The following is a 21,318-nucleotide window of genomic DNA, read 5'->3' as shown; positions in this document are numbered from 1 at the left end:
AAGGGGCAGGCTTTTCTTTATGCAGATTGCTTGATGTGATACCGATTCACTATTTAAAATAGTGTTATCAAGGGAGGAGATTGTCATTCGAATTTCAATCGTCACAGGCGGATCAAAAGGATTTGGTTTAGCACTTGTCAAACAGCTACTTTCACGCGGGGATAACGTGTATACCGCTGCAAGAAGTGAGTCGCCACTATCCCATCCACACCTCACGCATTCACAGGTCGATCTCACTGATGAGGAATCGGCTGCAAAGTGGCTTCAGGGCATCTTGTCCTCGCAAACTCTCGCAGACGCTGATGACGTCTTGCTTGTCAATAATGCAGGAATGGTGACTCCTATCAAGCGTGCAGGGCAAGGCGGAGAAGATACGCTTCATCAGCATTATACGCTGAACCTTGTCATCCCTGTTTTGCTCAGTCACGTGTTTGTGAGGGAGACACAATCTCTTGAAGGGAAGAAAACCATCGTGCATCTTTCTTCTGGGGCAGCTAAAAACCCGTACAAAGGATGGAGTGCCTATTGCAGTTCAAAAGCAGGGCTTGATATGTTTATGAGGACTTTACATGAGGAACAGCAGGACGAAGCATATCCTGTCACCACGTTTTCCTTTTCACCCGGTACGATTGATACGGATATGCAGGGAGAGATTCGGAAATCCTCCAAACAGGACTTTGAACAAATTGAACGGTTTCAGCAATTACATGAAACAGGTACGTTAAAGAGCCCAGATGAAGTGGCCGGTATTTTACTCGACCTTCTAGCAGATGACCCAGCTGGCGGTTGTGTATACGATGCCCGTGAGTATGGAAAAAAGCAGTCATAACGGCTGCTTTTTTCGTATTGTACAAGCAAAGACAGCTTATCGAGCATAAGCTAATTTTGAGACTCATCGGAAATATGACAGAACATTTGAGTTTCTTTTCAGAATATGTTAGGATGCTAAAAATATAGATAAGGAGGGGTTTCCATGAGAAAGGTTACATTAATGGATGTTTACACCCATCCAGTCGCTCAAAAATATTTAAATCGTTCAGGAAAAGCCCACGCCATTGCTTGTGCTTATCACGCATTCAAACTGGCGATGCAGGCGGGGATTAACCCGGATCTTGCTGTGAAAGCAGCACTCTTGCATGACATCGGCCACTATGAATGGTATACAGCAGGCGGAGAATGGGATTACGAGACATATAGACGAAATGATATTCATGCCATTAAAGGGGCAGAGCGGGCACATAAACTGCTCATACGGCTCGGCGAGGAACCAAAAGCAGCCAAAGAGATTGCCCTTGCGATTTTGCTTCACACAGATTCATATTTGCCAGAGGGCGACCTGCATAAGGACACACTCCAGCAAATTGTGAAGAAAGCAGATGAAATGGACGAAGAGCCTGGTGGACACCATCATTACAGACAAATAGATGAATCACTTGCGCTCAAAAAAATTGCTGATTTGGATGAGAAGGTGCAGCAGGCGCTTCAGCCCATGAAACGCTCTGTTTAATATGGAATATCTCCATGAATCGTTCCGTGCTGATCCACATACAATGTGCGGATCACAGTACGGTTAAATGCCGACGTCCCTGACGCAGTGAGACCTGTGTAATGAACCGTGACGGAATAAGCACCTTCTTTTTTCAATTGAACGGCAGATGAAGAGCTCGTTTTCAGTGGATGATCCTTCTCGGCATCTTTAAAATAAGTGGTCTCTACAGTTTTGCTTAATCGTTTAATCAGCTTGCTCGAATGTGTCGATGCATCTCCTGATTTCGCTGCAGCGATTTTGATTTCTTCATTCAATGGTGAATCAAAGGATACAAGTAGCAAATAAGGATCCTTTTTTCCTGAATTTGATCGAATCGTCCATTTTCCTGGAACGGGTTTATTGATTTGCACATGGTGTGAATAGGCGCCTTCATATGGGAATGATGCTTCGGATGTCGTCAAATTGGTTAAGACATCTCCATTTGGCGCAACGATTTCCGGATTGGCTTCCTGTCTTTCATTTAACCACTGAATCGATAGGCCATTCGTTCCTTCCTCTACATAGAACGCTTCTGTTTTATCCTTTTCACTTTCTCCACCTTTCACATAAACGTTTGTATTTAGCTCCGAAGAGACTGGTTCTTGCTCTTGTTCGTCTTCACTTTCAGCGCTTGCGGTACTTGCACGCAGCTGTGCCTGAAATACGGGGAACATGCTTGTGCCGTTTTTGATCGAAAAGTGATCCCATTTTCCTGTTAAAATATTGTTTGCATATGCTAGCTTTGTGCTGCTGACCGTCACAGCGCCATCGTTTGCACCAAAGCTTTTTAAATACATGCCGCCTAAATAAAGCACTCCGCCAAAGGTTCCCCAATCTGAACCAGAATAGGTTACATACTTATGAGGGAACGTCTCCAGCTGGTCGGTTTCACTTCGAAAAGCTGCCATCATCCCGGTTTGCAGAGAATAGAGCGCGTCGCTCTTTTGTCCAAGGATTTGCGCAAGCCAGCTTCCGCCTTTGCTATAGGCTAAATCCGCAAGCGGCGTCCCATAGTGTGGAGAGCCAAGTGTGATGACTTTCTCTACATATGGATGAGCGTTGTAATACACGAGGGCAGCCTGCGTATCCACTCCGCCTTTACTATGACCGATTATGATCAGTTTTCTGCCGAAAAATTCATAGATTTCTTTTAACTTTTCTGCTAATAGTTTTCCATTCTTTTTCATGTCCTGATCTGGATATAAATCTATGAACGCGCTTTCGTATCCGTTCAGAACAGCTTGTTTTGCCATATCGTTTCGATCAGACCATGTGGAGGAAGAACTGTTTATGCCATGAACAAAAACAAGTGGGGGTTTTGACAGGTCTTTTTGTACCGGTTCTTCTCCTTTAAACCACTTCCCTGGTGTACCAGGTGCATCTCCAATTGTGCCTGCGTGCGCATAACTTGCAGAGGATAGTAAGAGCATGACAGCAACGATACAGATTAATTTTTTCAAGATCATTCACCTCTTCAAATAATTTAAGATGTTGGCAGCACCAATCTATTATACTTCTAAAAATTGTAAAAAAATATGAAATGTAAAAATACGGTAATAATGTTGTAGGTTTGCTGAGTGACACTCACATGGGTCATTGCATACGCTGTGGGTAAATACACAAGTAAAGGGGCAGGTAGCATGGCACAACAAGGAAGTCCACAGCTTGTTTCATTAGTTGATCCATATGTTTATCAAACATTGCAGAAAGTAGTCGGTATGAGATTGATTGTTCAAACAGTGAAAGATACAGTACGTGGAAAGTTGAAGGAAGTGATGCCGGATCATATTGTGATTGAGGCGGGGGCAAAATCAGTGTTTTATGTGCGGATCCAGCAAATCGTGTCGGTGATGCCTGATCACAGTGAAAGAGTGTAACAAGCAGACGCACAGGTGTCTGCTTTTTTCAATGCTTACAGAATGTATATCTGGAAAAAGTGCATGATATACCAATTGTTCTTTTTTTTTCAAAAAATATGGTTCTAAAACAAGAAGCAGTTGACAGAAGGTGGGTTGAATAGTAGTTTTTTAATAAGGTCAATACGTAACAGGAGGAGCATCTTTGTTAAAATCTAAAGTTCATTTTTGGACATTCCAAATATTACTGGTTTTACTAATTGTGTACGTATCAACAAAAGTTTCGTTTTTATTTCAGCCGATCATTTTATTTGCTTCAACGTTGTTTGTTCCTATTTTACTGGCAGGTATTCTCTTTTTCATCTTTAATCCGATTGTTCGATTTTTGTCGAAGAAGATACCTAGGACGCTCGCCATTCTGATTATTTATCTTCTATTCATCGGGCTTATCACGTTTATTGTCAATGCTGCTGGACCTGTCATTGTCACGCAGGTGGGTGGACTTGTCAAAAGCTTCCCGGGGTATGTCACGGACATGCAGAAATTTATCAACGACTTCTCGCATTCTAAAACATTTACGTGGATGATGAACCAAGATTATGTGTCTGTTTCAAAGTTTGAACAGTCGATCGTTTCGACATTAAAAGATTTACCGGAAAATATTGCTTCAAGTATGTCGGCGGTGTTTGGCGTGATTGCGAATATTGCCCTCGCTGTCATTACCGTTCCATTCATTTTATTTTACATGCTAAAAGACGGGCATAAGTTTCCGGACAAGCTCGTTCAATTTTTGCCAATGCCTTACCGTAAGGAAGGATTGAAGATTTTTAAAGAATTAAACGATACGCTTGCTGCTTACATACAAGGGCAAATCGTTGTTTGTTTATTTGTCGGAGTTGCTTGTTTTATCGGATACTTATTAATTGGTGTGAAATATGCGCTCATTCTCGGCATCATTATTGCGGTGACAAACGTCATTCCATATCTTGGGCCATATCTTGGTGCGGCACCAGCTGTGCTCATTGCTTTTCTTGATTCGCCTGGAAAAGCGGTTGTGACTGTTATTGTCATTCTTGTTGTTCAGCAGGTCGATGGAAACGTCATTTCTCCATTGATCATTGGAAAACGTCTCAACACACATCCGTTAACAATTATCTTGCTATTAATTGGGGCAGGAAGTTTTGGCGGAATCCTTGGCATGATTTTTGCCGTCCCTGTCTATGCGCTGCTGAAAGCCATCACACTCAATATTGTCAGATTGGTTCAGCTGCGTCAGCGCTCTCGAAAAGAACAGCATTTAAACGTTTAGGGCAGATGCACAACTTTTCCCTTTTTGCATAACATAACTCACATAAGCGAATAGGGAGGAGAAGGAAGATGCCTGCGATTGTTGGACCCATCCATATTGAGTCTTTAGGCGGAAACGGCTCGGCTACTTTTGGTGACGTTCTCGCCATTGCCCCTTTGGCTGTAGATCACTCGACCGGTGGAGCGGGAGCTTTTAATTCAGGTGATTATATGTCCCTGACAAGCGATCCGAATGCCACCATGCTTTGGGACTTTACACTGTTTGGCCAGCCTCAATCATTTAATGCATAAAAGACAGCTGATCATATGACATATCAGCTGTCTTTTTTATGTTGGATAGACACGTATTGTTCCGCTGGGCATATGATGAGGGTAGTAAAGGTGGTGGAAAGATGCCAGCAATTGTTGGACCCATTCATATTGACCGTGTGATAGGAAACGGTTCTGCACATTTCGGCGATGTGTTTGCCATTTCGCCAAAAAGTGTGGATCATTCCGCTGGTGGTTCAGGTACCTATAATGCAGGAGACTTTGTTCAATTTTTCAACAATCCGAACGTCACATTTGTTTGGGATTCAAACCTGATCAGCCAGCAAAAGAGCTTTAACGCATAGCCAGCTTTGAAAGGGTCTCCTTTTCAGAAGCTGTCTTTTTTTATGGTACAATGGATAGAAGAAGGAAGAAGAAAAAGGGGGGTAAAACACATCAAATGAAAATAAGAAAAGCGCATCTGACAAGCGGGCAACCAACAACCTACAATGTATATTTACATGAAAATAAAAAAGAATATAAAACGCTTGTCGCTGTACCTGACATAGAATGGAGTATTTCTATTGCGTATGAAGACGAAAAAACGCAGCTTGAGCAAGCACTAGAACAATCTTTAAACAAAAGAGTAGAAATAGACGAAGCCCGTGAACTTGCACAAAAAATTGTGCACTGGGTCACAGAAATGTAAATTCAGAAACCAGGAGTGAACACAGCAATGAAAGAAGAATCCGTAGACTTTTATTTGCAGCAAGGGATATTTGGACATGCTGAAACAAAACCAGATGAACGAAGAATGTTTCTCGGCTCATTAAGAGAACGTGCTCTTCTCGCTCTGACAAAAGGGCAAGTATCGAGACATAAATCGTATCAAGAGGTAGAGCAAGTATTGAAGGCAAACCGAGAGGCCACTGTTCTTTTAAATGGTGAATTGTCATATGCTTCTTATTCTCCATATGTCAAAATGGCAAATGCCGCTGGTTGTTCTTTTAAAGTGGTCAACCATCACGAGTCACATTCACCTTTTGGGCTTGTGATAGAGGTGCCGCATGCGATCAATCAAGAGCACATCTATATAGAAGATGAGCTTTTTCAAAAAGCTTTTTCTTGTGAATCTGTTGAATAGGTTTCCCTAGTGAAATGAATAAGCTATAATGATTCAAAAGAGCATATGGGAGAGATGCGGATGGGCAAAGCATTGATTTGTATTGATTATACAGTTGATTTTGTTGCAGACGATGGAAAACTGACGTGCGGAAAGCCTGGACAGGCGATTGAGTCGAAGATCACAGAGATCACTTCTTCATTTATTGATGAAGGACACTTTGTTGTTTTTGCCGTCGATCATCATGAAGAGCAAGATCCATATCATCCAGAGACAAAGTTATTTCCGCCCCATAATATTCGCGGGACAGAAGGAATTGAACTTTACGGAAAACTAAGTTCACTATTTCACACGTCAATACATTTAAATTATGTCTATTATATGGAAAAAACAAGATACTCTGCTTTTGCAGGCACTCAATTAGAAATGAAACTGCGCGAGCGTGGCATCACTGAACTTCACCTAGCCGGAGTGTGTACCGATATTTGTGTACTTCATACAGCTGTTGATGCGTACAATAAAGGCTTTGAACTTGTGATTCATGCGAATGCCGTAGCGAGTTTTAATGAAGCGGGGCACGAGTGGGCACTTTCTCACTTTGAGCATACGCTTGGTGCGAAAGTGGTTAAGTAAGGGAAGGAGAATGGAAGTTGGAGCATCGGTTTATTGACGACAGTTTATCACTACATACAGATCTTTATCAAATTAACATGGCAGAAACGTATTGGAGAGACGGCATTCATGAGAAGAAGGCAGTCTTCGAACTCTTCTTTAGAAAGCTTCCATTTGACAACGGCTTCGCTGTATTTGCTGGTTTAGAGAAAGCGATTGAATATTTATCGGACTTCTCCTTCACCGAGAGCGACCTTGCATATTTAAAAGATGAACTCGGTTATAAAAGCGATTTCATTGAATACTTAAGCGGATTGTCTTTTACAGGGACACTTCATTCAATGCGAGAAGGAGAAATTGTCTTTGCGAATGAACCTATTATGCGCATCGAGGCAACACTTGTTGAAGCGCAGCTAATTGAAACGGCACTGCTCAACATCGTGAACTTCCAGACGCTAATTGCAACAAAGGCGGCTCGTATTAAAGGAATCATTGAAGATGAGACAGCATTAGAATTCGGAACAAGACGTGCGCATGAAATGGATGCAGCCATGTGGGGAGCAAGAGCAGCACTGATCGGCGGATTTCAGGCAACAAGTAATGTCCGTGCAGGGAAACGCTTCAATATTCCCGTATCAGGCACCCATGCCCATGCCCTTGTACAAGCATATCGCGACGAATATACTGCATTTAGAAAATATGCCGAAACACATACAGACTGTGTCTTTTTAGTGGATACATATGATACGGTCAGATCAGGCATTCCAAATGCGATTAAGGTAGCGAAAGAATTCGGAGACAAAATCAACTTTATTGGAGTCAGACTTGATAGCGGAGACCTTGCCTACTTGTCTAAAAAGGCGAGAACGATGCTGGATGAAGCTGGATTCCATGACGCCAAAGTCATTGCATCAAGCGATCTTGATGAACACACCATTATGAACTTAAAAGCACAAGGTGCAAAAATTGATGTATGGGGTGTTGGAACGAAACTGATTACCGCATTCGATCAGCCAGCTCTTGGTGCTGTATATAAGCTTGTATCGATTGAAGAAAATGGTCAGATGAATGACACGATCAAAATTTCTTCTAACCCAGAGAAAGTGACAACACCAGGCCGTAAACGAGTGTATCGCATTATCAATCAATTGAATCATCACTCTGAGGGAGACTACATTGCCCTTGAAGAAGAAGATGTTCAAAGTGAAGATAAGCTGAAAATGTTCCATCCAGTTCATACATTTATCAGCAAATTTGTGACAAATTTTGTGGCAAAGGACCTTCATGTCCCAATTTTTGAACAAGGGAAGCTGGTGTATGATAATCCAGATATCCAAACGATTCAAGCATATGTGCAGGACAGTCTCGGACTCTTCTGGGAGGAATACAAACGAATCAGCAAACCAGAAGAATACCCAGTCGATTTGAGTCAAAAATGCTGGGATAATAAGATGCAGTTTATCCATGATGTGAAAAATAAAATCAAAAAAGAGCTTTATGAAAGCTGATTACCCCGGGAAAGGAGATCATCAAGCCAGATGGTCTCTTTTTTTTCATGTTGGACGATTCAAAATGAACCTTATGGGCAATCATTTGGTATACTGAAGGCACATCTTGTTTGTCATTGCATAAAGGAGGAATGGAGCAGTTGAGGGTGTTTGTTGCAAGGCAGCCTATTTTTAACAGAAAAGAACAAGTCGTATCATACGAGCTGCTTTATAGAGATAGTGAAACCAATACATATAGCGCTGAAGATGGTGATCAAGCGACAACGGACCTCATTATCAATAGTTTTTTAAACATTGGCATCGAAACACTGACAGAAGGAAAACGATGCTACATCAATTTCACCGAAAGCTTGCTTTCGTCTGATCTGCTCACTTATTTTGATCCACATCAGCTTGTGATCGAAATATTAGAAAATGTACCGATTACCCCGGCACTTATTATGAGATGTAAGCAATTAAAAAAGTGGGGATACACGATTGCGCTCGATGATTTCTTTCTGAGCGGAACACATTTTCATGACAAGTTACTCGATGAACTCCTCTATTGCATTGATATTTTAAAAATTGATTTTCTGAAAACAACATGTGAAGAACGAAGAGACATTTTACATACATATAAAAAGTATCGACTTCGATTCCTTGCTGAAAAGGTAGAAACGCGAAAAGAATATGAAGAAGCGTTAGAAGCTGGCTTCCATTTGTTTCAAGGATATTTCTTTAGTGAGCCGCACGTCATTTCGGGACGAGCCTTATCGACTAGCTTCCACGCATACCATCAGCTATTGAATGAGCTGAGCCAGGAGCAGCCGAATATTCAGACCGTGACGCACTTTATAGAAAGTGATCTTTCCCTTTCATATCAATTATTAAAAATGCTGAATTCTGGCGGTATGAGACGTCTTTATCAAATCAAGAGTATTCGTCAGGCGATTATCTTGCTTGGGTTTAATGAAATACGGCGATGGATCTTTATCCTTTCATTTAAAGAACTGAATGTCCAAGCCAACTCAAGCCAAAAGGAAATCATCAAAATGTCGTTCATTCGTGCCAAAACGTGTGAACTCATTGCTAGTCGGACTGAACGAGAGCATCCCGCTTCTTATATGCTAACAGGTATGTTTTCACTCATTGATACGCTTGTCAGGGCGGACATTACTGAACTTGTGAAAGAACTGCCTCTTTCGGATGAAGTAGGTGAGGCACTGCTTGGCTATGAAAATGACTATTTCCTAGTGTTAGACGTTGCCAAACGTATTGAACGAAATGAATGGTATGATGAGATGTTAGGTGGAAGTCTCCCTAAGCAGGAAGCCTACGGCTGTTATATAGAAGCCATTGAATGGTGTCATAAAATGTTTGAATCTTAAGAAAAGCCGCTCCCACTAGAGCGGCTTCTTTCTTTGTTATCCCCACTGTAAAAGTAGAAAAAGCCTGCTGGAAGAAAGGGATAAGTAGATACGGATGCCTTCTGGACTAAAGCGGATATCGATATTGCTTTTCACCCCAATCTGCTTCAGCATTCGAATCACACTTGCGGTGTCAGCACGTTCAGCAGCTTCCATGATTCGCTGTCCAAACGAAAGCGAACCGGAAATCTGCTGTGTAATGAGGGATGCATCAGCCACGAGACGGGTTGATTCCTTTGCAGCCTTTTGAAACGCATGAGCATCTACTGGAGGAAAAGTCATAGGTGTTCGCGGGTATGCGTTCCCCATTGCGGGAACCTGCAAAGGCGGATAAGGAACATAGTAAAACACATGGTCACCTCTTCTCTCATTGAAGTGAATTTGGACGGATATCTGTTCTAAATGTATGAAGAAAATCCGAATAAAGAATCAAAATGATCTTTCTACCTTTGCATATTCATCGTAAAAATAGGTACTTTTGCGGTCAATTTCGGTGAATGTCGCCAAAAAATTGCGGTGTCTACAGTAGAGCCTGTCGTCTGACCTATAACATGAAAAACCGAGGAAACAGAGGGGATCGTATGTTCTTTATCGTGAGAATTGTGACGAATGATGCCTGTTCATGTCGCAAAAATGACGTATTCCCTTTGAAATTGAGATAAAAGTATCATTTGAAAAGTCTGAAAATGATGAAAAAAGACCTATTGAATTTTGCGGTATCACGCACACATTTTGTGCATACTTTTCGGTGAAAAAATACTCAATAGCATTTACACTGTTAGTAACAGATCAAATACTTATGACCCAATCAACATACACAAATACATTGATCTTCCAAAAAAGGAGAGTGGAATCGATGGAAAAGTATGAAATCGAAGAACTTAAACAACTATTATGGAAACTTGAAAACGAAATTAGAGAAACAACGGCTTCTCTTCATAACATTAACAAAAGCATTGATCAATACGACAAATATGAATATGTGAAAATTTCTTAAAGACTTGATAACCATCAAGTCTTTTTTTTATCCAAATACATACAAAAAAAGGATATATTATTATATAATTGTTAAATAGTGATGTCAGTGGACATTTGCTTATTTCTTTTTAGTAAAATAAGAGGCGAGAGGGTGAGGATCAAGATCGAGTATGCTAAACTATCTAGAGAATACAAAAATCAAGCAGAAAATGTCTGATTTTATTCAACATGCAGTCAGGCAAAATGATTTACAAAAGCTGCTTCTCGAATTTACAGATATAAAGAATGAATTTCCTTTTGGGCAATTGGCTTACCAACATTATGAGGCATTTGGCGGACAAGACAAGCAAGCGATTACAAAACTGGCAGCAGGGATTGAACTTCTCATCTTATCTGCCGATATATTAGATGATATTGAAGATCAGGATAATGATTCGTATCCTTGGATGAAATGTCAGAGCGGAATTGCGATTAATGCGGCGAATGTTCTCTTTGCATTGAGTTTTGATGTGTTTTCAAAGCTTGATCATGGAGCGAAGCTTTTAAACAATGTATATTCTTATTCCATTCAGTCAATGCAAGGGCAGCATATAGATATGACACTGGAGCCAGAGAATGAGCAGGATTGTTTAAATATCATGAAGTTAAAAGCAGGGTCACTGTTTGTATTACCTTGTGTGTTAGGTGTTGTTTTGGCAACAGGTTCTTTTGAAAAGAAGGTAGAAGAATATGCTTATTACCTAGGAATGGCGGAACAGCTTGAAAATGACTATCTAGGTCTTTTTAACAAAGATAATATTGACTTTAAAAGAATGCAAACATTACCGCTAGTTTACTTGAAAAATGAATTTAATCCATCTAGTTCAGACTTGCTCAGTTATTTTCAATCAAAGGATAAGAGTGCCGGCTCTGAAGAATTAAAGGATAAATTAAAAAAATCTGGTGCTCAACAATATGTATTTATTATGAGAAACCTTCTCAGAAATAAGTTTAAAGAAGCATTCAAGAAACTACATTTAGAGGCTTCAAAAAAGAAAAAACTGATACTTTTTTTAAATGGAGATGGAGAAGATGAAAATTCAGGAATTGGTTAGTTATTTAGTGGAGAATCCTTCAACATTAAATCAAATCGCTAATGGGAACGCATCATTGCTTCACGTTGATCAAGAAACTGCAAGTATTATTGTTGACGGATTCCAGAAAGAAGACGTTATTAAAGCAATCATATGGGCAACTGCTTGAGTAGATAAATATTATGAGAAAGTTTTACTCTAAGTTAACAGTTATATTAGTTATCCTTAGCTTCATCTATGTGATTTACATCTCTTATATCAACGTATTTAATATTTTTGTTGGAGCAGCTGTTAAGGAAAATAGTCAGGGTCAACTTGAGGTAGTGGATGTCGATAATTTTACAGATAGCTATCTAGCTGGAGTTAGGAAAGGCGATATCATACTTGAAGTGAATGGGAATAAAAAACCAGTTGAAGAAGTTAAAAGAGGTTTTTTAGCTAATGTTAAAAGTTTAGTCGTTGATAGACATGGTGATAAAATTGATTTAGAGAATGTAAGGTTATTGAGTCAAGCGAATCTGTTTATTTATCTAATACCAGTCATTCTTTATTCCATCTGTCTATTTTGTATATTTATGATTTTAAAAATGAATAAAGCAAACCAAAAAGAGTCAGCTTATATTTTAGCTTTATTTCTTTTGGCGGTGTCTATAGGTTATGTAAGTTCTGGTGGTTCTGGAAAAGGAGAGGCTATCAGTCGTATTCTTGTAATCGTTACAATGAATATTGTACCTCCACTATATATGCACTTTATGTATCAATATTTAAAAGAATTAGGAACAGAAATTATTCGTCGTCGAGTTCTTTTTTATTTGTATCTAGTTCCAGTGACTAACGTTTTATTAGTTTTATTCTATAAAAATAAAGCAGGACCAGTAGATCTATTAGCATATGTCAATTTACTTTCATTTTTTGTTCTGGCTTTCCTTTCGATTATTATCACTATAAGGGCTGCTAAAAAATTGAAAGACAATGAAGTCAGCAATGTACTTCGAGCATTTGCACTCATTTTAATCTCAGCATTCAGTCCATTCATGCTATTTTTTATCATTCCTTATTTTTTTGGTATATATTTTATTTCACCGTATGTTGTTGCATCGTTTGTTCTTTTAATTCCTTTTTTCTTAGTCTATCAATTTATGTCAAATAAGCTATATAATGTTGATTTCTTTATGGGAAGGATTAAATACTACGGTTTTTTAGCAATTACACCAACAATACTAGTGGTTGTTCTTTTTGATTTTATTCAAAAGCCAAATGCAAATTTCTATACAGTGAAATTTACGATTATCACGTACATTCTTATGCTTACCGTCTTCTACTTTAAAGAAATTATCGATTTCCGTTTTCGATTGAAGCGTTTTTCAGAGAAGCATAATTATCAGGATAGTGTATTTAAATTTACACAGCTTATTCGTGAGGCGTCATCACTTCATCAAGTATTGTATCATTTAAAATACACCATCTTAGAAGTACTTGTTGTGAACAAAGCCTTTGTGCTTGAAGTGAAGGCAGATGGACAAATTGTTGAAATTGATGAATCAATAGAAGAAAGCCAGCTATGGAAAGAGTATGTGGATCAATTTCAAGATATTTTAGGTGAAGTTGGTAAAATCATTGGGCTTGATAAAGGGTTTATGATGAAAATTGGTGAGCGGGGCGGTCACTCGTTTGTGATTTGCTGTTTATCTAATTTACGGACACCTAAGCTGACCCGCGATGAAATTTCATGGCTGAAAACATTGGCATTTTACACAAGTGTCAGTTTAGAAAATGTCGTCAAGATCGAGGAACTGATGGAGCATCTTGAGGATTTGAAACAGCGGGAAGCCAATCCCGCCTGGCTGAAGAAAGTCATGTTCGCCATGGAAGAAAAGCAGCGCTCAGATTTAGCGAGGGATCTTCATGATTCTGTGCTGCAGGATTTGATTTCACTGAAGAGACAGTCCGAGATGTTCTTAACCAATTTCCAAAACAACCAATGCCCAACATCTATTGAAAATTCATTGATCTCTTGGAATGAACAAATGTCTAAGGTGATTCAAACCACGAGAGAAACATGTCATGAACTTCGGCCGCAGCTCCTCTATGATTTGGGGTTAGTGAAGGCAATTTCGAAGCTGACTTCGCAAATTCAAGAGGAAGCGCCATTTCATATTAGGCTGAATACAACCCGCTTTGATAAAGAATTGGACATTGATATTGACTCACAGCTGAATATTTACCGGATTGTGCAGGAGCTGTTATCCAATGCGTTGAAGCATTCTAAGGCCAGCCAAGTCTTAGTGATGCTCATTTGTATTAAAGATCAAGTTGTTCTCCATTATGAGGACGATGGAGTCGGATTTGATGCAAGCCAGCTTGATCAGCACACGATGAGCATGGGTCTTTCTGGCATAAGGGAACGAGTCAAAGCTCTAAATGGAAAGCTTCAAATTCACACAGCACCTGAAAAAGGGCTCAAGGTGAAAATTGAAATGGAATTGTAACGATTTCTTAAGGAATAAGACTTGGCATCTGCCAAGTCTTTTATATAAAATGGAAGTGAGTGATTTAAAGGGAGGAAGACATGAAGAAGATATTGGTCATTGATGATCATCCGGCTGTCATGGAAGGGACAAAAAGCATATTAGAATCAGATCAGCAGCTATCAGTCGATTGTTTAAGTCCTGATGCAGAAGGCGCCTTTTTAAAGACGCATGACTTTTCCATCTATGATGTGATCTTGATGGATTTAAATCTCGGGGATATCAATGGAATGGACATTGCCAAACAAATTCTAGAAACGAATCAACAAGTGAAAATTATCATTTATACAGGATATGAAGTAGATGATTATTTCGAAGAGGCCATTCGAGCTGGATTGCATGGTGCAATAAGTAAAACAGAGACAAAAGACAAAATCATTGAATACATACACCGCACATTGCAAGGAGAAGTTGTCATTCAGCTATCCTATTTAAAGAAATTAATTTCACAGCAGCAAGAGAAGCCAGAACAGGCGCAGCAGACGGATCATGAGCTGTTAACAGAGCGTGAATGTTTAATCTTAAGAGAAGTGGAAAAAGGGTACACAAACCAAGAGATCGCCGATGTGCTTCATTTGAGCAAACGCTCGATTGAATACAGTTTGACCTCCATCTTTAATAAGCTGAATGTTGGATCTCGAACAGAAGCGGTGTTAATTGCAAAATCGGAAAGTGTGCTGTAAACGTGTGAAGGGAGAGGGCCTTGATGGATGTGAGTGGTTCAAATACACTGCTTGAGGCACTGGGGATTGAGATTGTGGAATGCAATACGTCACGATGCGTGGCGACAATGCCAGTCGATCACCGAACAAAACAGCCATTTGGATTACTGCATGGAGGAGCATCAGCTGCTCTAGCAGAAACAGTGGCAAGCATGGGTGCTGCTGCTCATTTGGATTTAACGAAGCAGGTTTGTTCAGGTATTGAAATCAATGCCAATCATTTAAAATCTGTACGTGATGGAGTGGTGACAGCTACAGCTGTTCCTGTACATGTAGGACGGCGTACAATGGTATTCCAAATCGATATAAAAGATGATCGAGACCGTCATATCTGTACGTCAAGATGTACACTCGCTGTCATTGATCGCATATAAAAAAGCTCCCGGTGCAGCGGAAGCTTTTTTTAATACCCTTTTATGAACATGCGGGTAAAGTGAACAAGACCTGAATGTCAGGTTCTTCATTTATAAATAAGAGTCTTCTTTTCGTTTAATGACAAAGTTACGGAAACCGCCATAATCATCTTGGACACTTCGTTTGTCCATTTTCACACCAGTGTTGTAAGCGGCTCTTCCGATCAAATGAGCGCCGACTGGTGCGGTCAGAAAGATAAAGACAATCCCAAGCAGGATTTTCGCAGAGATGATCCCTGCAAGAAACCATTCATGAAAGAACACACCAACTAAAATGAGAACAACACCAAGTGTCGATGCTTTTGATGCAGCATGCATACGTGTGTAAACATCCGGTAGGCGAAGGACACCAATGGCTGAGACCAGACAAAGAATGGCGCCAAGCAGAATAAAGAAAATCACGATCGCTTTAGCGATGACGATCATTTTCAATCACTTCCCCTTTCTCAAGGAATTTGGAAAAAGCGACAGTGCCGATAAAGGCAAGAATACCGAGCAGTAAAATAATTTCAAAGAACGTCGTGGTTTTCAGTAAGATAGACACGATGGCTGTCATCCCAATTAAGTTGATTCCTATCGCATCAAGCGCACTAACGCGATCAGGAATAGAAGGTCCTTTGATGACCCGTATCACAAAAAGCAAAGTAGACAGCGCAAGAATCCCAAGTGACATTTGCAAGATCAGTTCCATTACTTACCGCTCACCTCCTGAATCGCTTTTTCAAATGATACCCGAATATCGTGGATGGCTTTTTCAGCATCTTCAATATCCATCGCATGAATATATAAAATCGAACGATCATCCGAAATATCGATGACCAGTGTACCAGGTGTTAATGTAATCATATTAGCCAGTATGGTGATTTCCCAATCTGTTTTTAAATCTGTACGAAAGGCGAAAATACCAGGCTTGATCTTAAGCTTTGGAGATAACACCGTCTTGAGTACACTCAAATTAGCAAGAAGCAGCTCTCTGATAAAAATGATGACGAGCTTGAAAATCGCATAAAGGGCATAGCCGTAAAAACGTTGCGGGAAGAATCGCCGTAGCATAAAAATGGCGATCATCCCTAGTGCAAAGCCTGATACAAAGTCTGCAGCTCTGTATGTATCATTCATAAACATCCATGTAAAGGCGAGGAGAGCGTTTAATAATATTTGAAAGGCCATGTTCATCTACTCCTTCAGCACAGCTTGAATATATTTTTCTGGTGTTGAAAGCATTTCCGCAGCTTGATTGATATAAGGTGCAATGAATTCTGTGCCTAATCCAATCGCAAGCGATAAGATAACAAGCAGTACCCCAGGATACACCATTCCTCTAATGGATGGCTTTCTTCTTCGCATATCCTGTTCCTCTCCCCAAAACGCGAGCATGAAAATCCTCATAACAGAATAAAGGACAAGAAGACTGGACAGTAAAACAAGGATAGAGAACGTCATGTACCCAGCAGAAAACCCACCTTCAACAATTTTCAGTTTGCCAACAAATCCACTTAGCGGAGGAATACCCGCAAGTGATAAAGCCGATATGAAGAACATCCAGCCGAGTAGAGGCTGGGATTGAATCAGCCCACCCATTTTTTTCAGATGATTGGTTCCAGCATACACAAACAGTGCCCCTGCAAGCATAAATAGAGCTCCTTTGATCACCATATCGTGAATGAGGTAATAAATGGCGCCTTGGAGTGATGCCGGTGTATTGGCCGCAATCCCAAACAAAATGACACCAACAGCTGTGACAATGTTATAAATCACAATTTTTTGCACATCAGAATAGGCGATAGAGCCAATGACACCGAATATAACCGTTAGAGCGGCTAGCCAGGCCATAATTGTATGTGTAAAACCTGTATCATGTATAAAGATGAGCGTAAAGACCCTGGCAATCGCATATAGCCCGACCTTTGTCAGCAGTGCACCAAACAAAGCTGAAATCGCTGCCGGCGGTGCATGATAAGACCCTGGCAACCAGAAATAAAGCGGGAAGACTCCAGCTTTTAAGCCAAATACAATCAGGAACAGAATGGCAATCACGGTGATTAACCCTGTTTGCCCAGATTCAGCTATTTTCACACTTAAATCAGCCATGTTCAGTGTGCCTGTGACTGCATATAAACACGCTACGCCAACAATAAATAATGCCGATGAGATTATATTAAACACAATGTATTTCAGTGATTCACGAAGCTGAGGCTTTGAACCACCCAGAACAATGAGCATATAAGATGCCATCAGCAACAATTCAAAGAAGACAAACAGGTTGAAAATATCTCCTGTTAAAAAGGCACCACTGACGCCAGCTAACAAGAATTGGACACCAGAATAATAGAACAGTCGCTCTCTTTCTTTCCCAATCGTTTGAAAGGAAAAAAGAACTGTGACAAGTCCAACAATGGAAGCGGTCAAAACAAGAAGCGCAGCAAACTGATCGGCCACAAGGGCAATGCCAAACGGTGCTTTCCAGCCGCCCAAATAAAGGGTTTGTATGCCGTTTGTGAAAATCGTTTGGACCAAATAGACATTACAGATAATGGCTAAAAGAGATGCAAACACACTAAAGCCTCTCGACAGCATGGTGTTTTTATTCATAAAGATCAATAATGTAGCAGCTAGTAATGGAATTAATATAGGCAGGATCACGAGATTATTCATGCTGATCATTTCCTCTCATTTGATCCATGTCATCTGTTCTCAGCTCTTGGAAGGCACGGAAGGCCATCACGAGCAAAAAGGATGTTACACCAAAAGCAATGACAATGGCTGTTAAAATTAATGCTTGTGGCAATGGATCTACATAGGATGTGAGCCCCTCTTTCAAAATAGGAGGTGCTCCCTTTTTTAAGCCGCCCATTGTTAATAGAAGCAAATGGACGCCGTGACTTAAAACGGCAGTACCGACGATGACCCGCAGAAGGCTTTTTGAAAGCATTAAATAGGTCGCTGCCATAAAAATGATTCCGACGATAATAGACATTAGAAATTCCATTATTCCTTCTCTCCAATCGTTTGAATAATGGTCATGGTGACACCAACAACAACTAAATACACACCGATATCAAACAGGACCGCTGTCGCCAGTTCTGTTTTCCCTAGAAACGGCAGTTGGAAATAATCGAATGCATGGGATAGGAAAGGTGCTCCGAACAGAAAAGATCCCATACCTGTTAGGATGGCAACGAGCAAACCGACACCAGCCACATAAATAAAGTCAAATGGTAAAATGCGTCTGACTGTTTTAAGGTCGTAGGCTAAAAGCAGAAGAACGACAGCACCAGCGCTCATCAAACCGCCAATGAATCCTCCGCCAGGATTGTTATGTCCTGCAAGAAATAGGTGAAGTGAGAAAAGCAAGATGATGAATGCTGTAATTTTAGTTGTGACTTGTAAGAGCATATCATTCGTATCAATCTTTCTCATCGCCGTACGCCTCTCTTCCGTTTTCCTTGTGCTTTTACCTTCAATAATCCATAAATACCGAGTGCCGCAATGGCCAGCACTGTAATCTCAAAGAGTGTATCAAAGCCCCTGAAATCGACAAGAATGACATTGACAATATTGTCTCCGCCAGCCAGTTTGTAGCTGTTTTCAATGAAGTACGTTGAAATTGTGTCAAGAGACTGCTGGCTTGTGGAAGCGAAAGCAAGACAGGTGACAACGACTCCAACACCTAATGAGATGATCAAATTTGTTAATTTAAATCTTCGTGTTTTTTGCTTCAGGCTCAGCTTTGGCAAATGATAGAAGCAAAGTAAAAACAGCGCGACAGAAATGGTTTCAATAATGAGCTGTGTCAGCGCAAGGTCAGGTGCTCTGAAAATCACGAAGAATAGTGACAGCGTGTAGCCCATAACACCTAGCGCAATAATAGCTGTTAAGCGTGAACGAGCAAATACAGTCGTGACTGTCGCTGCGACCATCACAAGTGAAAGGATGACTTCGTACGTGCCGATTGATGCAGCGTGCTCAGTTTGAAATGAGAAGGCTTGCTTGTAGAACATCACGCTGCCAAGCACGATAATCATAAACCCAAATACATAGACAAGATAGTCACGAAGGAATCCTGTCATATAGCTGTTTGTTAGGCGGTAAGCCCCTTTTTCTACACCTATAAGCGAACGATCATACAAAGCGTTAAATGACCATTTTTCCTTAAATATGTTGTACATTGGGCGCCATTTTGACAGCGTTAAATAGCCAATGGTACCGAGCGCAACTACACCAATTGTCATGTAAAGCTCTGGCTGGAATCCATGCCACGCTTCAATTTTTACGGCAAAGCGGCTTCCTGTTTGAATGGCTTCTGGAATGATCGCTTGAATGGCAGGTTCAATGACAGAATAGGCAAGAATATTAGGGAAAAAGAAAAATGTGACCACAAGTGCAGCTAAAATAATTGGCGGGATCAGCATACCAATCGGTGCTTCATGCGGTTTTTTCTCCAATTGATCGACATTCAGACGGCCTCTAAATGTTTTGAAGACGATCATCATACTGTAGATGAACGTAAACACACTAGCGAGCCAAGCGATAGCAGGGAAGACAGCCCCCCATGTTGAAACATCCGTAAAGCTGATGTCAGAAATCCGAATCATACTTGTGAAAAATAGCTCTTTACTTAAAAATCCATTAAAAGGCGGGAGTCCAGCCATCGAGAATGTACCAATTAACGTAATTGTAAAGGTAATTGGCATGATGGTCATTAATCCACCTAATTTGCGAATATCACGTGTACCTGTTTCGTGATCGATAATCCCTGCTGCCATAAAGAGACTTCCTTTAAAAGTCGCGTGGTTAATGAGATGAAAAATAGCAGCAAGAACGGCTGCGCCAAAAAAGGCAGGGTTGTTTTCATGAATGGCAGCTGCGCCTACTCCTAGCATGAGCATAATCATACCGAGTTGACTCACTGTCGAGAAGGCCAGAATGGCTTTCAAATCATTTTGCCGAACGGCGTGGAAAGATCCCCAGAATAGTGTGATAAGTCCGACAATCGAAATGGTCCAAAACCACACCTCTGATATAGCAAAAATCGGACTAAAGCGGGCAACCAGATAAATACCGGCTTTGACCATAGTAGCAGAATGCAGATAACTGCTTACAGGGGTTGGTGCTTCCATAGCATCAGGCAGCCAAATATAAAATGGGAACTGCGCTGATTTCGTGAAGGCCCCTAGTAAAATGAGAACCATCGCAGGGATGAAATAAGGTGATGCCATAATGAGCTGAAGCTGATTGACTGCTTCGCGAATACTGAATGAATCAGTGATCAGGTAAATGAGGATGAAGCCGCCAAGCATAGCTAATCCGCCAAACACAGTAATAAGCAGTGATTTGGTTGCTCCGTAACGAGAACGCTCACGCTTATACCAATACCCAATTAAGAGGAAGGAAGAGATACTTGTTAGCTCCCAGAACAAATAAAGTACGACCATGTTGTCAGAGAGAACAACACCAAGCATAGCGGTCATAAACATTAATAAATACGTATAGAAAGAGCCAAGCTGTTCTTTTTCCTTTGATAAGTAGAAAATACTGTACAGTACCACAAGTGCACCAATACCTGTGATGAGTAAAGCAAATAACAGGCTGAGACCATCTACATACACAGTGAAATTCATCCCTAGAGAGGGAATCCATTCAGCTTGTGAGAACAACGTTCGTCCATTCGAGGTGATCTGGAGCATTTGGATGAAATAGGTAAATAAAAGAATAGGCAAGATGAGAACAAACCATCCTGTATGTATACGCCTTACGTATTTAAAAAGAAAAGGGACGACAAAGGCAAGTAAAAAAGGTGATAGGATGGCGAAGTGAATAAGCTGCAAGAAAATGAACCTCCTTTGATCAATATAAATTCACGTTCTAAAGAACTGGTAATTAAAATTATAGCGTAAATACAGACATAGTGCATTGGTTTGAACTGATTTACGGCAAATTGAATTTATTTTGAGTTCTTTTGACCACAAAAAATATTTTATCAAAAATGAAACTCGTTGTATATTGTTTTGTAT

26 protein-coding genes are annotated in these 21,318 nt (G+C 40.5%); 17 read left to right on the top strand and 9 right to left on the bottom strand.

What is annotated here, in order from left to right; all coding sequences use genetic code 11:
- The first annotated feature begins 85 nt into the window (after positions 1-85).
- Together ACSBQP_RS09445 and ACSBQP_RS09440 are read left to right on the top strand one after the other, a co-directional pair.
- The gene (locus ACSBQP_RS09445; protein ID WP_039963912.1) at positions 86-829 is read left to right on the top strand and encodes a (S)-benzoin forming benzil reductase; all 744 of its coding nucleotides are present in this window, start codon (positions 86-88) and stop codon (positions 827-829) included.
- Between the two features lie 144 nt (positions 830-973).
- A complete protein-coding gene (locus tag ACSBQP_RS09440) occupies positions 974-1,507 on the top strand; it encodes an HD domain-containing protein (protein WP_007500462.1) in 534 nt (177 codons plus the stop codon).
- Here ACSBQP_RS09440 and ACSBQP_RS09435 read toward each other — a convergent pair.
- Positions 1,504-2,988 (bottom strand): esterase/lipase family protein, encoded by a 1,485-nt coding sequence (locus tag ACSBQP_RS09435; protein WP_039956281.1) that lies wholly within the window; start codon positions 2,986-2,988, stop codon positions 1,504-1,506. The two genes, ACSBQP_RS09440 and ACSBQP_RS09435, sit on opposite strands and share 4 nt — an antisense overlap.
- A 180-nt stretch (positions 2,989-3,168) precedes the next feature.
- On the opposite strand from ACSBQP_RS09435, the gene ACSBQP_RS09430 reads away from it, so the two are divergent.
- From ACSBQP_RS09430 to ACSBQP_RS09390, 9 genes are all read left to right on the top strand, one after another.
- Positions 3,169-3,405, top strand: coding sequence for a YuzF family protein (locus ACSBQP_RS09430; RefSeq protein WP_003213721.1), 237 nt, complete (start codon positions 3,169-3,171; stop codon positions 3,403-3,405).
- Between the two features lie 184 nt (positions 3,406-3,589).
- Complete coding sequence (locus ACSBQP_RS09425; RefSeq protein WP_050826566.1) at positions 3,590-4,693, top strand: AI-2E family transporter; 1,104 nt, start codon at positions 3,590-3,592, stop codon at positions 4,691-4,693.
- Between the two features lie 68 nt (positions 4,694-4,761).
- The gene (locus ACSBQP_RS09420; RefSeq protein WP_008345880.1) at positions 4,762-4,983 is read left to right on the top strand and encodes a spore germination protein; all 222 of its coding nucleotides are present in this window, start codon (positions 4,762-4,764) and stop codon (positions 4,981-4,983) included.
- 101 nt (positions 4,984-5,084) lie between these two features.
- Positions 5,085-5,306 carry a spore germination protein gene (locus ACSBQP_RS09415; protein ID WP_008345878.1) on the top strand — a complete coding sequence of 74 codons (222 nt, stop codon included), beginning with the start codon at positions 5,085-5,087 and terminating at the stop codon, positions 5,304-5,306.
- Positions 5,307-5,401: 95 nt separating this feature from the next.
- Entirely contained in the window at positions 5,402-5,650 is a 249-nt protein-coding gene (locus ACSBQP_RS09410; protein WP_024719734.1) for a YueH family protein, read from the top strand.
- 27 nt (positions 5,651-5,677) lie between these two features.
- The gene (locus ACSBQP_RS09405) at positions 5,678-6,085 is read left to right on the top strand and encodes a YueI family protein (RefSeq protein ID WP_435028352.1); all 408 of its coding nucleotides are present in this window, start codon (positions 5,678-5,680) and stop codon (positions 6,083-6,085) included.
- Positions 6,086-6,145: 60 nt separating this feature from the next.
- Positions 6,146-6,697: a cysteine hydrolase family protein gene (locus tag ACSBQP_RS09400; RefSeq protein ID WP_144683732.1), complete on the top strand. Its 552-nt coding sequence runs from the start codon at positions 6,146-6,148 to the stop codon at positions 6,695-6,697.
- Positions 6,698-6,714: 17 nt separating this feature from the next.
- Positions 6,715-8,184: a nicotinate phosphoribosyltransferase gene (locus tag ACSBQP_RS09395; RefSeq protein ID WP_007500472.1), complete on the top strand. Its 1,470-nt coding sequence runs from the start codon at positions 6,715-6,717 to the stop codon at positions 8,182-8,184.
- A gap of 140 nt (positions 8,185-8,324) precedes the next feature.
- Entirely contained in the window at positions 8,325-9,551 is a 1,227-nt protein-coding gene (locus ACSBQP_RS09390) for an EAL and HDOD domain-containing protein (RefSeq protein ID WP_429586832.1), read from the top strand.
- Between the two features lie 36 nt (positions 9,552-9,587).
- Here ACSBQP_RS09390 and ACSBQP_RS09385 read toward each other — a convergent pair whose 3' ends face one another.
- Positions 9,588-9,941, bottom strand: coding sequence for a hypothetical protein (locus ACSBQP_RS09385; RefSeq protein ID WP_019744042.1), 354 nt, complete (start codon positions 9,939-9,941; stop codon positions 9,588-9,590).
- Between the two features lie 505 nt (positions 9,942-10,446).
- Here ACSBQP_RS09385 and degQ point away from each other — a divergent pair.
- The 6 genes from degQ to ACSBQP_RS09355 all read left to right on the top strand — a co-directional run bounded on the left by degQ (position 10,447) and on the right by ACSBQP_RS09355 (position 15,265).
- A complete protein-coding gene (degQ, locus tag ACSBQP_RS09380; protein ID WP_003213123.1) occupies positions 10,447-10,587 on the top strand; it encodes a degradation enzyme regulation protein DegQ in 141 nt (46 codons plus the stop codon).
- A gap of 151 nt (positions 10,588-10,738) precedes the next feature.
- Positions 10,739-11,662: a polyprenyl synthetase family protein gene (locus ACSBQP_RS09375; RefSeq protein ID WP_008345863.1), complete on the top strand. Its 924-nt coding sequence runs from the start codon at positions 10,739-10,741 to the stop codon at positions 11,660-11,662.
- On the top strand, positions 11,640-11,810 hold the full coding sequence (gene comX / locus ACSBQP_RS09370; RefSeq protein WP_017358941.1) for a competence pheromone ComX: 171 nt from the start codon (positions 11,640-11,642) through the stop codon (positions 11,808-11,810). The genes ACSBQP_RS09375 and comX overlap by 23 nt, the downstream gene beginning before the upstream one ends.
- 13 nt (positions 11,811-11,823) lie before the next feature.
- Positions 11,824-14,130, top strand: coding sequence for a sensor histidine kinase (locus tag ACSBQP_RS09365; RefSeq protein ID WP_017367961.1), 2,307 nt, complete (start codon positions 11,824-11,826; stop codon positions 14,128-14,130).
- Between the two features lie 80 nt (positions 14,131-14,210).
- Positions 14,211-14,852 carry a response regulator transcription factor gene (locus ACSBQP_RS09360; protein ID WP_007500477.1) on the top strand — a complete coding sequence of 214 codons (642 nt, stop codon included), beginning with the start codon at positions 14,211-14,213 and terminating at the stop codon, positions 14,850-14,852.
- A 23-nt stretch (positions 14,853-14,875) separates the two neighbouring features.
- On the top strand, positions 14,876-15,265 hold the full coding sequence (locus ACSBQP_RS09355) for a hotdog fold thioesterase (protein ID WP_017358943.1): 390 nt from the start codon (positions 14,876-14,878) through the stop codon (positions 15,263-15,265).
- 90 nt (positions 15,266-15,355) lie between these two features.
- On the opposite strand, the gene mnhG is transcribed toward ACSBQP_RS09355, so the two are convergent.
- Genes mnhG through ACSBQP_RS09320 form a run of 7 tightly spaced genes read right to left on the bottom strand, consistent with a single transcriptional unit; the run spans position 15,356 to position 21,132 of the window.
- Positions 15,356-15,730, bottom strand: coding sequence for a monovalent cation/H(+) antiporter subunit G (mnhG, locus tag ACSBQP_RS09350; protein ID WP_035701201.1), 375 nt, complete (start codon positions 15,728-15,730; stop codon positions 15,356-15,358).
- The gene (locus ACSBQP_RS09345; protein WP_008345849.1) at positions 15,714-15,995 is read right to left on the bottom strand and encodes a Na(+)/H(+) antiporter subunit F1; all 282 of its coding nucleotides are present in this window, start codon (positions 15,993-15,995) and stop codon (positions 15,714-15,716) included. The genes mnhG and ACSBQP_RS09345 overlap by 17 nt, the downstream gene beginning before the upstream one ends.
- Positions 15,995-16,474 (bottom strand): Na+/H+ antiporter subunit E, encoded by a 480-nt coding sequence (locus tag ACSBQP_RS09340; protein WP_008345848.1) that lies wholly within the window; start codon positions 16,472-16,474, stop codon positions 15,995-15,997. The genes ACSBQP_RS09345 and ACSBQP_RS09340 overlap by 1 nt, the downstream gene beginning before the upstream one ends.
- 6 nt (positions 16,475-16,480) lie before the next feature.
- A complete protein-coding gene (locus tag ACSBQP_RS09335) occupies positions 16,481-17,959 on the bottom strand; it encodes a Na+/H+ antiporter subunit D (RefSeq protein ID WP_019744043.1) in 1,479 nt (492 codons plus the stop codon).
- The gene (locus ACSBQP_RS09330) at positions 17,952-18,293 is read right to left on the bottom strand and encodes a Na(+)/H(+) antiporter subunit C (protein ID WP_003213576.1); all 342 of its coding nucleotides are present in this window, start codon (positions 18,291-18,293) and stop codon (positions 17,952-17,954) included. The genes ACSBQP_RS09335 and ACSBQP_RS09330 overlap by 8 nt, the downstream gene beginning before the upstream one ends.
- Entirely contained in the window at positions 18,293-18,724 is a 432-nt protein-coding gene (locus ACSBQP_RS09325) for a Na(+)/H(+) antiporter subunit B (protein WP_008345843.1), read from the bottom strand. Before ACSBQP_RS09325 ends, ACSBQP_RS09330 begins: the two co-directional genes overlap by 1 nt.
- Positions 18,721-21,132, bottom strand: a complete 2,412-nt coding sequence (locus ACSBQP_RS09320; RefSeq protein ID WP_035389255.1) for a Na+/H+ antiporter subunit A — start codon at positions 21,130-21,132, stop codon at positions 18,721-18,723. Before ACSBQP_RS09320 ends, ACSBQP_RS09325 begins: the two co-directional genes overlap by 4 nt.
- Positions 21,133-21,318: the final 186 nt, after the last annotated feature.

Source organism: Bacillus sp. G402, from assembly GCF_051172515.1.
GTDB lineage: Bacteria > Bacillota > Bacilli > Bacillales > Bacillaceae > Bacillus > Bacillus altitudinis.
This window is presented reverse-complemented; position numbering and strand designations above follow the sequence as displayed.

What these genes read in the sequence shown, in the direction of transcription:
- ACSBQP_RS09400 (WP_144683732.1), top strand. Translation starts at nt 6,146, where the DNA reads ATGGGCAAAGCATTGATTTGTATTGATTATACAGTTGATTTTGTTGCA.
- mnhG (WP_035701201.1), bottom strand. Translation starts at nt 15,730, where the DNA reads ATGATCGTCATCGCTAAAGCGATCGTGATTTTCTTTATTCTGCTTGGC.
- ACSBQP_RS09405 (WP_435028352.1), top strand. Translation starts at nt 5,678, where the DNA reads ATGAAAGAAGAATCCGTAGACTTTTATTTGCAGCAAGGGATATTTGGA.
- ACSBQP_RS09340 (WP_008345848.1), bottom strand. Translation starts at nt 16,474, where the DNA reads ATGGCCTTTCAAATATTATTAAACGCTCTCCTCGCCTTTACATGGATG.
- ACSBQP_RS09335 (WP_019744043.1), bottom strand. Translation starts at nt 17,959, where the DNA reads ATGAATAATCTCGTGATCCTGCCTATATTAATTCCATTACTAGCTGCT.
- ACSBQP_RS09430 (WP_003213721.1), top strand. Translation starts at nt 3,169, where the DNA reads ATGGCACAACAAGGAAGTCCACAGCTTGTTTCATTAGTTGATCCATAT.
- ACSBQP_RS09325 (WP_008345843.1), bottom strand. Translation starts at nt 18,724, where the DNA reads ATGAGAAAGATTGATACGAATGATATGCTCTTACAAGTCACAACTAAA.
- ACSBQP_RS09375 (WP_008345863.1), top strand. Translation starts at nt 10,739, where the DNA reads ATGCTAAACTATCTAGAGAATACAAAAATCAAGCAGAAAATGTCTGAT.
- ACSBQP_RS09440 (WP_007500462.1), top strand. Translation starts at nt 974, where the DNA reads ATGAGAAAGGTTACATTAATGGATGTTTACACCCATCCAGTCGCTCAA.
- degQ (WP_003213123.1), top strand. Translation starts at nt 10,447, where the DNA reads ATGGAAAAGTATGAAATCGAAGAACTTAAACAACTATTATGGAAACTT.
- ACSBQP_RS09360 (WP_007500477.1), top strand. Translation starts at nt 14,211, where the DNA reads ATGAAGAAGATATTGGTCATTGATGATCATCCGGCTGTCATGGAAGGG.
- ACSBQP_RS09330 (WP_003213576.1), bottom strand. Translation starts at nt 18,293, where the DNA reads ATGGAATTTCTAATGTCTATTATCGTCGGAATCATTTTTATGGCAGCG.
- ACSBQP_RS09420 (WP_008345880.1), top strand. Translation starts at nt 4,762, where the DNA reads ATGCCTGCGATTGTTGGACCCATCCATATTGAGTCTTTAGGCGGAAAC.
- comX (WP_017358941.1), top strand. Translation starts at nt 11,640, where the DNA reads ATGAAAATTCAGGAATTGGTTAGTTATTTAGTGGAGAATCCTTCAACA.
- ACSBQP_RS09355 (WP_017358943.1), top strand. Translation starts at nt 14,876, where the DNA reads ATGGATGTGAGTGGTTCAAATACACTGCTTGAGGCACTGGGGATTGAG.
- ACSBQP_RS09365 (WP_017367961.1), top strand. Translation starts at nt 11,824, where the DNA reads ATGAGAAAGTTTTACTCTAAGTTAACAGTTATATTAGTTATCCTTAGC.
- ACSBQP_RS09410 (WP_024719734.1), top strand. Translation starts at nt 5,402, where the DNA reads ATGAAAATAAGAAAAGCGCATCTGACAAGCGGGCAACCAACAACCTAC.
- ACSBQP_RS09345 (WP_008345849.1), bottom strand. Translation starts at nt 15,995, where the DNA reads ATGGAACTGATCTTGCAAATGTCACTTGGGATTCTTGCGCTGTCTACT.
- ACSBQP_RS09415 (WP_008345878.1), top strand. Translation starts at nt 5,085, where the DNA reads ATGCCAGCAATTGTTGGACCCATTCATATTGACCGTGTGATAGGAAAC.